The following is a 12,683-nucleotide window of genomic DNA, read 5'->3' on the forward strand; positions in this document are numbered from 1 at the left end:
CGTCCCCATGAAAATCCGCCTTGATCAAGTTGCGACCCGCAACTATTATTGATTGCGATCCGCAACCTTTCCAGGCCACCCATGGACCTCATCGACGCGCCCGCCAAGCCTCGCGAAGCCACGATCCTCGAGCTGCGCGACTTCTCCCGCAAACTGGTTCGCGAGCTCGGCTTCATGCGCGCGACGCTGGCCGACAGCGACTGGGCGCCTTCGGCCGTCCACGCGATCCTCGAGATCGGGATGGCGCCCGGCATCAACGCCCGCGATCTCGGCAACATCCTGCGGCTGGACAAATCGAACACGAGCCGGCAACTCGCGCGGCTCGAGGCGGCCGGTGTCGTCGAGCGGCGCGTGTCGAGCGACGATGCGCGCGCGATCGAGCTGTACCTGACCGCCGAAGGGAAAAAGCTCCAGAAGAGAATCGACACGTTCGCGACGGACCAGGTATCGAACGCGCTGCGCCGCATGGTGCCCGCCGACCAGCAGGCGCTGCTGCGCTCGCTCGCGCTGTATGCCGATGCGCTCGCGCAGGACAACGCCGCGAAAGCGCCCGTCGCGGCACTCGACGCGCCCGCGATCCGAGAAGGTTACCAACCGGGCTGCATCGGCGATATCGCGGGCCTTCACGCGCGTTTTTATGCGGAACACTGGGGCTTCGGCGCCTTTTTCGAAAAGCGCGTGGCGACCGAGCTGGCCGAGTTCGCCGGTGCGCTGCCGGCCGACGGCAAGGCGCTTTGGCTATGCCAGGAAGACGGCCGGACGCTCGCGTCGCTCGCGATCGACGGCGACCCGGCAACCGGCGTCGCGCACCTGCGCTGGTTCATCGTGAACGATGCGCTGCGCGGGTCGGGCATCGGGCGCCGGCTCATGACGGAAGCCATGCGCTTCGTCGACGCGCAGCGGTTTCGCGAAACCTACCTGTGGACGTTCAAGGGGCTGGACTCGGCACGCCATCTGTACGAGTCGTTCGGCTTTGCGTTGACCAGCGAATCCGCGGGCACGCATTGGGGAACCGAGGTGGTCGAGCAGCGCTTCAGCCGGCCGGGGCCGTCGGGCGATTGAGTGGGCGACGGGACGGCTCCGTCGCGCTACCCCATCCCGAAGAGCGAATCGAAGACGTTCTTGATTTCTCGATGAAATAGACGAACGCGCAGGATAACCGCACTTGAGCGGCCACGCGACACGTGGCCGGCGCATCACCTGATGCGCCGCACGCGCACGATGCCCCAGACGAGTACCACGGTCACGACGGCGAATACCGCACGCGTATCCGGATCTCGCGCACGCCGCTGCGACCGGGCGCGTGCGCGGTCACCTTCAGCGTCCGCGTCTCGAGAATGTGATCGTCGCGCGCTACGTGCCGAGGCGCTCAGTCGACTGCCGGAATCCATGCGGCAGTCGCCGCGTCGCTCGCGCGGAACGCCGGAAACTTCGCGGCGAGTTCGGCCACGGTATGAATGTCGTTCTTCACGAGATCGTCACGCGTGATCAGCGTCGGCTTCACTGCGATGCGCGCGCCCGGGTCCTGCCCTGCGACCAGCAGCGCGGCGGCCCGCACCGACACCGCGCCGACAACCGCCGGATTGGTCGCGGCCGTCGCGACCCACGCGCTGTTCGGCGCGCGGATGGCCTCGATGTCGGCCGTCGACACGTCCGCGCTGTAGATGCGGAGTTTCGACGAGAGCCGGGCCTCGTCCGCCGCGAGCTTTGCGCCGCGCGCGAACTCGTCGTACGGCGCGAACACGACGCGAATGTCGGGATTCGCGCGATACACGGCCGCCGCCTGGTTCGCAACCGATTGCGCGATCGGATTGTCGACGGTGCCCCAGCGCGCCTTTTCCTGCACCTTCGGGTGCGCACGCTTGAAATCGCGCCACGCGGCATCGCGCCGGTCGAGCGGCGCGAATCCGGCCACGTACACGTACCCTGCCGCGAACGCGTCGCCGTTGTCCTTCACCGCCTGATTCAGCAGCAGGTTCGCCAGGTCGCGATCGTTCTGCTCGATCTGCGGCACCTTCGGATTGGCGAGATCGACGTCGAACGCGACGACCTTGATGCCTTTGTCCAGCGCGCGCTGAACGACGTCCTTCAGCGATTCCGGCAAACCGTGATTGACGATGATCGCAGACACGCCGATGCTGATCGCCTGCTGAATCTGCTCACGCTGCTCGGCCGCGTCCTGCCGGCCTTCGTAGATGCGCAGATCGACGCCGAGCGCCCGCGCCTGCTTCTGCGCGCCGGCTTCGTAGGCCTGGAAGAAATCGCCGGTCGACAGGTAGTTGACGAGCGCGATCTTCACGCCGCCCTTGTCGAACGGCGCAGGCGCCCCCTTGAGCGGACCGGCGTGGGCCGTGGGCACACCGAACACGAGCGCGGTGCCCAGCACGAGTGCACCGAGTTTCAGTTCGATACGCGACTTTCGGCGAAGCAACGAGCGCATGGCGTGTCTGTCTCCATATAGGACGATATCGGCTCAATCTATCAGCGCACCGAGTGAATTCAAACCGACCGATTCGGCAATCGATATTACTTTGGATAACAAACCGTCCTGCGTGAAAATTCTCCGAACCGTGAGTGCCCGAGCCTGGTCTCGGCGAGCTCACGCATCACGCCCGGGCATCCGTACGGCGACCGATGCCGAACGTAAATGCAAGGGCCAGCACGAGCAGTACGCCCTTGATGAAATCCTGCATGTAGTAGGGTGCGTTCAGCATCGTGAGCCCGTTGAGCAGCACGCCGACGAACACCGCCCCGACGACCGTGCCGAATACGTTGGGCCGCTTCGCGCCCCACACCGCGTAACCGATCAGCGCGGCCGCCACCGCATCGAGCAGCAGCGAGTGGCCCGCGCTCACGTCGCCGCGGCCAACCCGCGCGGCGATCAGCACGCCGCCCAGCGACGCGATCGCACCCGACACGACATACGCGGCGACGCGGTAGCGCGCGGCCGGCGCGCCGGCCAGCCGCGCGGCCGCTTCGTTGCCGCCGATCGCGTAGATCACGCGGCCCCAGCGGGTCGCCTCCATCGTCACGCAGGCCAGCACCGTCACAGCCGCGAGCAGCAGCACCGGCAACGGTACGACGTCGAACACGCGCAACCGGCCGAGCGCGAGAAACGCATCGGGGAATACCCCCGTCGCATCCGTGCCGTCGGGCAGCACGGAGCCGGTCGCGAGCGAACGGCCGCCGGTCGGGATCAACTGCAGGCCGGCCAGCAGGAACAGCGTGCCGAGCGTCGCGAGCTGGTCGGGCACGCGCAGCCGCGTAATCAGCAAGCCGTTGAACAAGCCGGCGGCCACGCCAAGCACGACGCAGGCGAGCACGGCCGCCCATGCGCTGCCGTGCCAGACGACCAGCACGTAGCTCGCGGCCATTTGCGCGGTCGCGGCCACGCTGCCGACCGACAGGTCGAAGCCGCCGGCCGCGAGCGTGACCGTCACGCCGATGCCGAGCAACGCGACGATCGACACCGCCTGCAGGATGCTGAACAGATTGTCGACGTTCAGGAACGCCGGCTCCCTGAGCGCGAACACGACCACGAGGACGCCCAGCACGAGCAGGATGCCCGTCCGTTCAAGCACATCGCGGATGCGCGCCGGCCCGGGGCGCGACGACCGTTCGGCGGATGCGGCATGGCGGACAGCGGAAGAAGTCACGGGTTTCATGAGCAGGCACGCACGATGGAAGAAGTGGGAGGCACGCAATCAAGCGTCGCGCGGTCGAATCGCACGATACGATCGGCGATCTCGGCCGCTTCCTCGAGATCGCTGACGAACACGATCGTCGTGCGCTCATGCGCATGACGCCGCAGCGTATCGACGATATCGGCGCGCGCGCCCGCATCGATGCCCTGGAACGGCTCGTCGAGCAGCAACAGCCGCGCCGGCTCGGCATGCCAGCGCGCGAGCACGACCTTCTGCTGGTTGCCGCCGGACAGGTGCGCGACGCGATCGTCGGGCCCGTCGCAGCGAATGCCGAACCGCGCGATCGCCGTCGCGGCCGCCGCGCGTTCGCGCGTTCGGCGCACCGCGCCGCTCGCGAACCAGCGCGACAGGAACGGAAAGCCGATCGTGCCCGCGATCGACGCGAACGGAACGCTGTCGGGAAACAGCGACGTGCGCCAGCGGTCCTCGCCGGCCAGGAATACGCCGGCGCGAATCGCGTCAGCCGGCGAACGTGGCCGCCATGTCCGGCCGTCGAGCGTCATCTCGCCGGCCGCCGCCCGCACCGCGCCGAAGATCGTCCGCGCGAAGCGCGACTTGCCGCCGCCGACAGGGCCCGCGATCGCGACGATCTCGCCACGCCGGACATCGAGGTCGAACGGTGTACTGGTCGGCGTCAGCCGCATCTGCCGCACGCTGAAACCTTGGCCTGCCCCGGCTCCGGCCAGCCCGGCACGCTCCGGCACCGATGCACGCGTACGCGGCAACGGCCGGCCGATCATCGTTTCCACCGCCGCGTCGAAATCGATCGGCGCGGCCAGATCGGCGACGATCCGCCCGTCGCGGACGATCGCCGCGCGATCGGCGATGCGGCGCAAATCGCCGAGCCGATGCGACACCAGCAGGATGGCAACGCCGTCGCGGCGCAACGCGTCCACCAGCACGAACAGCCGCTCGGCCTCCGCCGCCGACAGGCTGGCGGTCGGCTCGTCGAGAATCAGCAACGATGGCTGCCCGGCCAGCGCACGCGCCAGGGTCACGCGCTGCTGGTCGGCCAGCGACAGCGAGGCGAGCGGTGCGGCCAGGTCGACGTCGAGCCCGACCCGTGCGGCGAGCGATCGCGCCGCCGCGCGCCGCGCGGCCGGCGGCACGCGCCACGGCGAGGCCGGATCGCACAGCCGGTCGAGCAGCAGGTTGTCGGCGATCGACAGCGTCGGCACGACGGCGTCGGCCACGGACTGGTGCACGGTCGCGACGCCGAGCCGCTTGGCCGCGTGCGGCGACGCCGGCCGATAGGGTTCGCCGCGTAGCGTCAGCGTGCCGCCGTCCGCTTGCAGCGCGCCGCTCAGGATCTTGACGAAGGTCGACTTGCCCGCGCCGTTCGCGCCCATCAACGCGACGACTTCGCCGGCGCCGATCGACAGGTCGAGCGCCGACAGCGCGACGGTCGCGTCGAAGCGCTTCGCGATGCCCGTGGCGCTCAGGACAGGTGGTAACGTCGACCGATGGGGCCGATCGTCGCGCGTCACGTCCATCGTCTCGTTCGTCGCGCTATTCATACCGAAGATTCCGGACGGCGCGATGCGCTTGCAGGAGAAACAGGTCGTCGTGGGTCATGTCACGCAACTCCGCTGAGGGTCGTCCGGTATTGATCGGCTCGTCAGCCCGCTTCCGGCACCGGAAACCGGAACGAAGCGCCATAGGCCGTGTCCGGCAGGCGGTCCCGCCCGCTCAGCCGTGAACGGAAGGTGCCGCTCGCCGGCGTCGCTCGGTACAGGCCGCGCTTTTTCAGTTCCGGCACGATCAGTTCGGCGAAATCGTCGAGCGTGCCTGGGCTGATGAGCGGATTGAGCATGTAGCCGCTCGTCGTCGATTGCCGCGCATGCTCGGCGAGCTGGTCGGCGACTTCGTCAGGCGAGCCGACGAGGATCAGGTCGGTGCCGCGCGTGACATTCGCGAACTTGCGCCGCACGTCGCCGGCGGTGAGCGGCTTGCCGCTGCCGTCCGGCCGCACCACGTAGGACGTGAGCCCTTCCGTTTGTGTCGTCAACGGCTCGTCGTCCGCATAGCGATCGATGTCGATGCCGGTATCGCCCGCATAGCTGACGAGTTGAGCCTGCAGGTGATAGTGCTGCTGCAGCACGTGGTACTTCTCCTTCGCGTCGGCCGACGAACGCGCCGTCACGATCCGCAGCACCGTGAGCGCCTTCACATCCTCCGCTGCCCGGCCGTTTTCGACCGCCAGCCGCCGGATTTCATCGAGGCCGGTGCGGATCTCATGCGGATTCGACTTCGCGACGAACACCACTTCCGCGTGCTTCGCCGCGAATTCGCGCCCCCGCCCCGACCAGCCGGCCTGGATCAGCACCGGCGAGCGCTGCGGCGACGGCGCGCAGACGTGCGGGCCATGCACGCGATAATGCGTGCCTTCGTGCGCGATCGGCCGCACACGGTCGCCGCGCGCGTAGCGCGGCTCGCGCTTGTCGGCGACGACCGCGTCGTCTGCCCAGCTCCCTTCCCACAGCTTGTAGGCCACGTCGAGAAACTCCTCCGCACGCGCGTAGCGTTCGTCGTGGCCGATCATCCGGTCGAGCCCGAAGTTGCGCGCCGCGCTCGTCAGATAGGAGGTCACGATGTTCCAGCCGATCCGGCCGTTGCTCAGGTGGTCGAGCGTGCTGAAGCGCCGCGCGAGCGCGAACGGGTGCTCGTAGGTCGTGCTCGCGGTCACGCCGAATGCGAGCCGCTCGGTCTGCGCGACGAGCGCCGGAATCAGCATCATCGGATCGTTCGCGGGCGCCTCGACCGCCCACCGGACCGCCGCGTCAGCCGACCCGCCATGGACGTCGTACAGGCCGAGCACGTCCGCGAAGAACAGCATGTCGAGATCGGCCTGCTCGGCCGTGCGCGCGAGGTTCGACCAGAACGCGAGCGTGTTCGCGCGCAACCGTTCGTCGGCGGGATGGGTCCACAGGCTCGGCGCACCGCCGCAGCCGACGCTGGCCTGTTCGTAAAGGGAAAACAGCAAGGGGCGGGGATCGGACATCGTCGTGTTCAGTGCAAAAGCAGGAATCAGTTGGGCGCCGCCCACGCGCCGGACGATGCGCGGCGGCGCCGTGCGGGCGGGCGATCGTCGGGCTCGCGCGTCAGGTAGCGGTTGAGGTGTTTCTCGAGACGGGCGGCGGGAATCGTCAGCAACGCGACCAGCACGACATAGACGATCGCCGCGCCGGCCAGCGGCTCATAAACGCGCAAGGTTTCGAAACGAAGCGTATTGGCCGTCCCCATCACGTCGAACACCGTGACGGTCGACGCGAGGACGGTCGACTTCAGCAGCAGGATCGCCTCGCCGGTGAGCGCCGGCAGCGCGAGTCGCCACGCACGCGGACCGACGATCCGGCGCAGTACACCCGCCCGCGTCATTCCGTATGCAAAGCCGGCCTCGATCTCGCCGGCCGGCACCCCGGCAATCGCGCCGCGCAGGATCGTCGCGACATAGGCGCCCTCGTTCACGCTCAACGCGACGACCGCATACCAGAACGCGTCGCGCAACAGCGGCGACGCCCAGCTGTCGCGCATCCATTCGCGCGGGACGATCTGGCCGAAGCCGTAATACAGCAGATAAAGCTGCACCAGCAGCGGTGTTCCGCGAACCAGCATGATCCAGCCGCGCGCGGGCCAGCGGCAGGCTGCGTGACGCGAACCCGCCGCCAGCGCGAGCGGAATGCCGATCACCACGCTGGCGATACCCGACAACAGCAGCAACGCCAGGGTCGTCGGCACCGCGGCGAGCAGCTTCGGCATCACCGTGTCGAGCAGGAAAGGCAGCGAGAAGATCATGTCGTCGCGCGCCTCGTGCCGCGGTTCGCATGCCGCTCCAGCGCCGCGAAGAGGCCGGTCGACGTGATGCTCAGCAGCAGGAACAGTGCGGCCGTGACCAGATAGAAGAATACGTAGTGCCGCGTCGCGCCGGCCGCGAGCTGGCTCGCCTTCAGCAGATCGGTGAAAGACCCGAGCACGCTGATGAACGACGCATCCTTGGTCGCGTTCAGCCACACGTTGCCGACGCCCGGCAGCGCGAGCCGCGCGGCGGCCGGGAACCGGATGCGCGCGAACGTCTGCCATGGCGTCATCCCGTACGCGTGCGCGGCCTCGATCTGGCCGACCGGCACGTTGACGAGCGCCGCGCGGAAGATGTCGGTGAGATACGCACCCTGGATGAAACCGAGCGACAGTGCGGCGACGACGAACGGATCGAACGCGAAGTCGCCCGATACGATGCCGCTGCCGCGAAGCGCGTTCTCGATGGCCGGTGCGACCGCGTAGAACGCGAGCAGCAGGCACAACAGCTCGGGCAGCGCGCGCACGAGCGTCGTGTAGAGGCGAGCCAGCCACACGAGCGCCGCGTATCGCGACAGCTTGCCGAGCGCGCCGGCGATGCCGAGCAGCACGCCGGTGCAGAACGACGCCGCCGCGACGCCGAACGTCAGCGCGAACGCGCCCGCGAACACGCGGCCATAACCGCCGTCGCCGAATGCGAGCAACGCGAGCAGCGAATCGTCCGCGGCCATGCGCTCAGCGCCCCTTCTCGATCGTGCCTTTCAGGTTCGGATAGCGGGCGGTGATCGCATCCCACGTGCCGTCCTGCTGCAGTTGCGCGATCGCGGTCGACAGCTTGCCGCGCAGCGCAGCGCCGCGCCGCACGCCCGCGCCGACCCCGAGGCCCAGCACCGGATCGTCCGCGCACGTGGCCTTGACCTCGAAGTCCTTGCCGTCGCGCGACGCGAGGAACGCCGTGAATAGCCCCTTGCCTTCCTGCACGTAGTCGACGCGCCCGGACACCAGATCCGCGAGCGCATTGTCGAACTTGTCGAACGCCTTGATCTGCACGTTCTGCTTGAAGCGGGCATCGAGGAACGCCGAGAAGTTCGTGCCGGCCTCGACGCCGATCACGCTGCCCTTGAAGGTCGTGGGCACCGCGCAGTCGACGCGGCGCCGGTCGCTTTTCGCGCCGACGAACACCGTCGGCGACTCATAGTAGGCACGACTGAAGTCGATCGCTTTCTGCCGTTCGCCGGTGATCGTCATCGACGACCAGATCACGTCGATCTTGCGGTTCTGCAACGCCGGAATCAGGCCGTCCCATGCAATGTCGGTGAGCTCGCACCGCACGTTCAGCTTGCCGCATGCGGCATCGAGCACGTCGATTTCCCAGCCCTTCCACTTGCCGCCGGCATCTTTCGAAAAGAACGGCGGATACGATTCGGCGTCGATGCCGACGCGCAACGTCGGCTGGGCCGCGTGGGAAATCGGCGCGAGGCCGAGCACGAACAGCGCGGCCGCGGCACGGCGGACCCTGGAACGCATCAAACGATTCATGTGGCGAATTTCTGAAATAACGTCGGAACGACCGGCGTTGCAGCCGGCAGGAGGCGTGACTGTAATGCGCGCCGATGCGTGTACCAAATGGTTATTTTTGCGATGGATATCTGATCGCGCGATATGCACGATATGCACGAAACTGCGCACCGTCCGACGTACGGCACGGTACGCGGTTCATCCGTCGTTCACGCCGCCACGGCCTCGCGCCGCACCGCCGGCAGTTCCAGGTTCGCGCGAAAATCGCCGCCCACGTAGTCGGTATCGAGCAGATCGCGCCGCCGCAATTCGGGCAGCAACCCGTTGAGCAGCAGGTCTTCCTGGTCCGGCTGGCCGAGCCCGTGCAGAGACAGCACGTCGACGAGCCCCGCGCGATAGCGCGTTTCAATCGCATCGGCGAGCTGTTCCGGCGTGCCGGCGACGGACCAGTGGCCCGTCTCCTGCGCACGGATGATCAGCTCGCGCAGCGTCAGCCGCTGGCGTGCGTAGCCCACGAAGATCGCGACGCGTCCGCGCCGGCGATGCACGCTATCGATCGCCGGCAGCAGCGACGCCGGCAACGGCTGGTCGAGCGGCAGCTCGCGCAGGTCGACGCCGCCGCCGAGCATGTCCGCGAGCTTCAGCCTGCCCTGTTCGTAGTCGATGCGTTCATGCTTGTCGCGCAACCGTCGCGCGACGTCGGCATCGGATTCGCCGATCACCGAATGGAACGAGTTCATCACGAGCGGCAGCCGGTCGGCGCGGCCGAATGCGATGGCCTGCCGATGCAGCTCGGCGACGAATGCGCGCGCATCGTCGTGCGTCGGCTGTGACGTATAGACGACCTCCGCGTACTTCGCGCCGAGCGATACGCCGCTGGCCGACTGCCCGGCCTGAAACAGCACCGGCCTGCGCTGCGGCGACGGCGGCACGTTCAGCGGCCCCTGCACCTGGAAGTGCGCGCCGCGGTAGTCGATCGCGCCGAGCTGGCGCGGATCGACCGAGATGCCGCCGCCCTGCCCGCGCCGCGTCGCGCGCGGATCGTTCGCGTCGAACAGCGCGTTGACGACTTCGACGAATTCGGCCGCACGCGCGTAACGCCGTTCGGGGTCGGGCAGCGCCGCATCGCCGAAATTCTCCTCGCCGACCGACGACGTGACCGCATTCCACGCGGCCCGCCCGCCGCTCACGTGGTCGAGCGTGCCGATCAGCCGCGCGAGGTTGTACGGATGGTGATACGTGGTCGACACCGTCGCGACGAGGCCGATCGCCGACGTCGCCTGGCTCAGCGCCGCCAGCGCGACGATCGGCTCCTGGCTGCCGGTGGTGCCCGCGAGGCCGGCCGCATCGGCCTGCAGCAGGTCGGCGGTAAAGAGGCCGGTGATCTTCTCGGCTTCCGCCCTGCGTGCGAGCGACGCCGCGCGTCGCACACCCTGTGCGACATCCGCATCGCCGGGCGCGTACAGCACGCTCGCCGCGCCGACGAGTGTCTTCAGCCGTCTGCGTGCGCCGCTCATGACGCGGCTCCGGTCGTCGCGCGATGGCACGCCGTGAGGGCCGTACGTCGTTCGCGTTGCTCGTTCATTCGCACTCCTCGTGATTCCGTTCGGTCTGAAAATCGGAGCGTGCCCGCGGGCATCGCGACGGCGAGCGTACTCGCGTCGGACCGTCGGTCAGGCTCCACGCACGCGCCGCGAGGCGCGCAGCCAACGACCATAACGCAAGCCCCCGGGGCGGCCGGAACGAATATTTTCGGCTTTCGATATTCTTCTTGATTGTTTGACCGTGCGAACGTCGACGCAAAATAATTCGGCATGCCAAATCCGCTGATCAGGCCGTTTCGACCCGCGCCGATCGCTTCATCATGACGTTCGACGCCCTCCGCTCCCACTTCGATTTGTCCGCTTTGTCCGCATTGCCGTTCCGCTTGAGCGTGCTCGACAAGAGTCCCGTCGCGCCCGGAGAAACCGCCGCCGACGCGCTGGCGCGCACCGTGTCGCTCGCACGCTTCGCCGATGCGGCCGGCTATCACCGCTACTGGCTCGCCGAACATCACAACACCGCCGCGCTCGCGTGCCCGTCGCCGGAAATCCTGATCGCGCACGTGCTCGCGCAGACGCGGCGCATTCGGGTCGGATCGGGCGGCGTGATGCTGCAGCACTACAGTCCGTACAAGATCGCGGAAAACTTCAACCTGCTCGCGTCGCTCGCGCCCGGCCGCGTCGATCTCGGCATCGGCAAGGCGCCGGGCGGCCTGCCGCTGTCGACCCGTGCGCTGCAGGCCGGCTACGATCCGGCGCGGCGCGCGTCGTTCGCCGATCTGGCCGAGGAACTGAATCGTCATCTCGAGGGCGACGATGCAACAGCCGACGCGACCGATCAGGATGGCGCTACGCTGCATGCGACGCCACGCCCGCCCGAGCCCGCGCAACCGTTCCTGCTCGGCGCCAGCGCGGAAAGCGCCACGCTCGCCGCGCGGCTCGGCTGGGCGTTCGTCTACGCGTCGCATCTGAATGCCTCCGCGACGGATCTGGAGCGCACGTTCGACACCTATCGCGACGCGTCGGGCGGCCGCACGCCGCTGCTGGCCGTCTCCGCGATCGTCGCCGGCACCCGCGACGCGGCGGCGCAACTCGCGAGCGGACATCAGGGCTTTCGCGTTCAGGTGGGCGACACGCCCGCCGTCAACGTCGGCAGCCTCGAACAGGCGCACGCGTACATCCGCCAGGCCGGCGGCGGCCCGCACCGGATCGACCCGCGCGAAACGCGGATCGTGCACGGCACGCGCGACGACGTGCTGCACGAGCTCGACGCATTGCATCGCCGCCACGGGATTGCCGAATTCGTCGTCGACACGCCGGTCGCCGACGCCGCCCCGCGCATTGCGTCGCTGCGCTTGCTGGCCGGCGCGCATGCCGACGATGACGACACGGCGGCGGGCGCGCGCGACGAAGCAAACGCGAACGCGCGAGATGCCGGCGCACGCACGATCGCACGCCAACCGGACTTCGAGGGCACCGCGCCATGACCGATACGATTCGCATCGCCAGCGCGGACGACGTGCCGGCCGTCTACGCGTTGCTGCAGGACGCCTACGCGCCGCTCGCGGCGCAGGGCGTGCACTTCACGATCACGCGCTCGCCGATCGAACGCGTCGCGCAAGCCGTCGCGCGCGAAACGACGTTCGTGCTGGAGCAGGCGGCACACGACGGCCGGCCGGCTCCCGCCGCCACGTTGACCGTGCGGTTTCCGTGGGTATCCGGCGAACGCCATCGCACGCCCTATCCGTTCCTGCACTGGTTCGCGGTTGCGCCCGCGTTCACGCGGCAAGGGCTCGGGCACACGCTGCTCGAACACGTCGAGACACAGTTCCTGGCCGCGCAGGTCAAGGCGCCCGCGACGTATCTCGCGACCGCGATCCACCATCCATGGCTGCAGTCGTACTACGAGCGCGGCGGCTACGTGCCGTTCGATCGCTCGACCAACGCGCTCGGCACGCCGCTCGTCTGGCTCAGAAAAATCCTGATCCCGGATCTCTACGAGGATCCGGCGACGGCCGACGCCCCGCCGGAGCGCCTGCCTGTCCCCGTGAACGCGTGACGCGCGGGCCCACCCTGCTTCGCGTAGTGCATCCCCTGCCATCCATCTCGTGAAAGGCTTCAACGC

Annotated in this window: 11 protein-coding genes; 3 read left to right on the top strand and 8 right to left on the bottom strand. The window is 68.4% G+C overall.

What is annotated here, in order from left to right; translation table 11 throughout:
• Window positions 1-81: 81 nt before the first annotated feature.
• Complete coding sequence (locus tag CFB39_RS34875) at window positions 82-1,062, top strand: helix-turn-helix domain-containing GNAT family N-acetyltransferase (protein ID WP_089476382.1); 981 nt, start codon at window positions 82-84, stop codon at window positions 1,060-1,062.
• A 307-nt stretch (window positions 1,063-1,369) separates the two neighbouring features.
• Here CFB39_RS34875 and CFB39_RS34880 read toward each other — a convergent pair whose 3' ends face one another.
• The 8 genes from CFB39_RS34880 to CFB39_RS34920 all read right to left on the bottom strand — a co-directional run bounded on the left by CFB39_RS34880 (window position 1,370) and on the right by CFB39_RS34920 (window position 10,534).
• The gene (locus CFB39_RS34880) at window positions 1,370-2,440 is read right to left on the bottom strand and encodes a substrate-binding domain-containing protein (protein WP_089476383.1); all 1,071 of its coding nucleotides are present in this window, start codon (window positions 2,438-2,440) and stop codon (window positions 1,370-1,372) included.
• Window positions 2,441-2,606: 166 nt separating this feature from the next.
• Window positions 2,607-3,665 (bottom strand): ABC transporter permease, encoded by a 1,059-nt coding sequence (locus tag CFB39_RS34885; protein WP_089476384.1) that lies wholly within the window; start codon window positions 3,663-3,665, stop codon window positions 2,607-2,609.
• A complete protein-coding gene (locus tag CFB39_RS34890) occupies window positions 3,662-5,221 on the bottom strand; it encodes a sugar ABC transporter ATP-binding protein (protein WP_089476385.1) in 1,560 nt (519 codons plus the stop codon). Before CFB39_RS34890 ends, CFB39_RS34885 begins: the two co-directional genes overlap by 4 nt.
• Window positions 5,222-5,322: 101 nt before the next feature.
• Complete coding sequence (locus CFB39_RS34895; RefSeq protein WP_089476543.1) at window positions 5,323-6,705, bottom strand: LLM class flavin-dependent oxidoreductase; 1,383 nt, start codon at window positions 6,703-6,705, stop codon at window positions 5,323-5,325.
• A 26-nt stretch (window positions 6,706-6,731) separates the two neighbouring features.
• The gene (locus CFB39_RS34900) at window positions 6,732-7,499 is read right to left on the bottom strand and encodes an ABC transporter permease (protein WP_089476386.1); all 768 of its coding nucleotides are present in this window, start codon (window positions 7,497-7,499) and stop codon (window positions 6,732-6,734) included.
• On the bottom strand, window positions 7,496-8,230 hold the full coding sequence (locus CFB39_RS34905; protein WP_089476387.1) for an ABC transporter permease: 735 nt from the start codon (window positions 8,228-8,230) through the stop codon (window positions 7,496-7,498). The genes CFB39_RS34900 and CFB39_RS34905 overlap by 4 nt, the downstream gene beginning before the upstream one ends.
• A gap of 4 nt (window positions 8,231-8,234) precedes the next feature.
• On the bottom strand, window positions 8,235-9,038 hold the full coding sequence (locus tag CFB39_RS34910; RefSeq protein WP_089476388.1) for a transporter substrate-binding domain-containing protein: 804 nt from the start codon (window positions 9,036-9,038) through the stop codon (window positions 8,235-8,237).
• 188 nt (window positions 9,039-9,226) lie between these two features.
• Window positions 9,227-10,534 carry an NtaA/DmoA family FMN-dependent monooxygenase gene (locus tag CFB39_RS34920; RefSeq protein ID WP_089476389.1) on the bottom strand — a complete coding sequence of 436 codons (1,308 nt, stop codon included), beginning with the start codon at window positions 10,532-10,534 and terminating at the stop codon, window positions 9,227-9,229.
• A gap of 347 nt (window positions 10,535-10,881) precedes the next feature.
• Between CFB39_RS34920 and CFB39_RS34930 the strand changes: the two genes are divergently transcribed.
• On the top strand, window positions 10,882-12,045 hold the full coding sequence (locus tag CFB39_RS34930; RefSeq protein ID WP_089476390.1) for an MsnO8 family LLM class oxidoreductase: 1,164 nt from the start codon (window positions 10,882-10,884) through the stop codon (window positions 12,043-12,045).
• The gene (locus tag CFB39_RS34935) at window positions 12,042-12,617 is read left to right on the top strand and encodes a GNAT family N-acetyltransferase (protein ID WP_089476391.1); all 576 of its coding nucleotides are present in this window, start codon (window positions 12,042-12,044) and stop codon (window positions 12,615-12,617) included. Before CFB39_RS34930 ends, CFB39_RS34935 begins: the two co-directional genes overlap by 4 nt.
• Window positions 12,618-12,683 lie beyond the last annotated feature (66 nt).

Origin of the sequence: Burkholderia sp. AU6039, assembly GCF_002223365.1 — a bacterium.
Classification (GTDB): domain Bacteria; phylum Pseudomonadota; class Gammaproteobacteria; order Burkholderiales; family Burkholderiaceae; genus Burkholderia.

Excerpts from the sequence above, each read along its gene's own strand:
- CFB39_RS34935 (WP_089476391.1), top strand. The coding sequence starts at position 12,042 with ATGACCGATACGATTCGCATCGCCAGCGCGGACGACGTGCCGGCCGTC.
- CFB39_RS34880 (WP_089476383.1), bottom strand. The coding sequence starts at position 2,440 with ATGCGCTCGTTGCTTCGCCGAAAGTCGCGTATCGAACTGAAACTCGGT.
- CFB39_RS34895 (WP_089476543.1), bottom strand. The coding sequence starts at position 6,705 with ATGTCCGATCCCCGCCCCTTGCTGTTTTCCCTTTACGAACAGGCCAGC.
- CFB39_RS34905 (WP_089476387.1), bottom strand. The coding sequence starts at position 8,230 with ATGGCCGCGGACGATTCGCTGCTCGCGTTGCTCGCATTCGGCGACGGC.
- CFB39_RS34910 (WP_089476388.1), bottom strand. The coding sequence starts at position 9,038 with ATGAATCGTTTGATGCGTTCCAGGGTCCGCCGTGCCGCGGCCGCGCTG.
- CFB39_RS34920 (WP_089476389.1), bottom strand. The coding sequence starts at position 10,534 with ATGAGCGGCGCACGCAGACGGCTGAAGACACTCGTCGGCGCGGCGAGC.
- CFB39_RS34900 (WP_089476386.1), bottom strand. The coding sequence starts at position 7,499 with ATGATCTTCTCGCTGCCTTTCCTGCTCGACACGGTGATGCCGAAGCTG.
- CFB39_RS34890 (WP_089476385.1), bottom strand. The coding sequence starts at position 5,221 with ATGAATAGCGCGACGAACGAGACGATGGACGTGACGCGCGACGATCGG.
- CFB39_RS34930 (WP_089476390.1), top strand. The coding sequence starts at position 10,882 with ATGACGTTCGACGCCCTCCGCTCCCACTTCGATTTGTCCGCTTTGTCC.
- CFB39_RS34885 (WP_089476384.1), bottom strand. The coding sequence starts at position 3,665 with ATGAAACCCGTGACTTCTTCCGCTGTCCGCCATGCCGCATCCGCCGAA.
- CFB39_RS34875 (WP_089476382.1), top strand. The coding sequence starts at position 82 with ATGGACCTCATCGACGCGCCCGCCAAGCCTCGCGAAGCCACGATCCTC.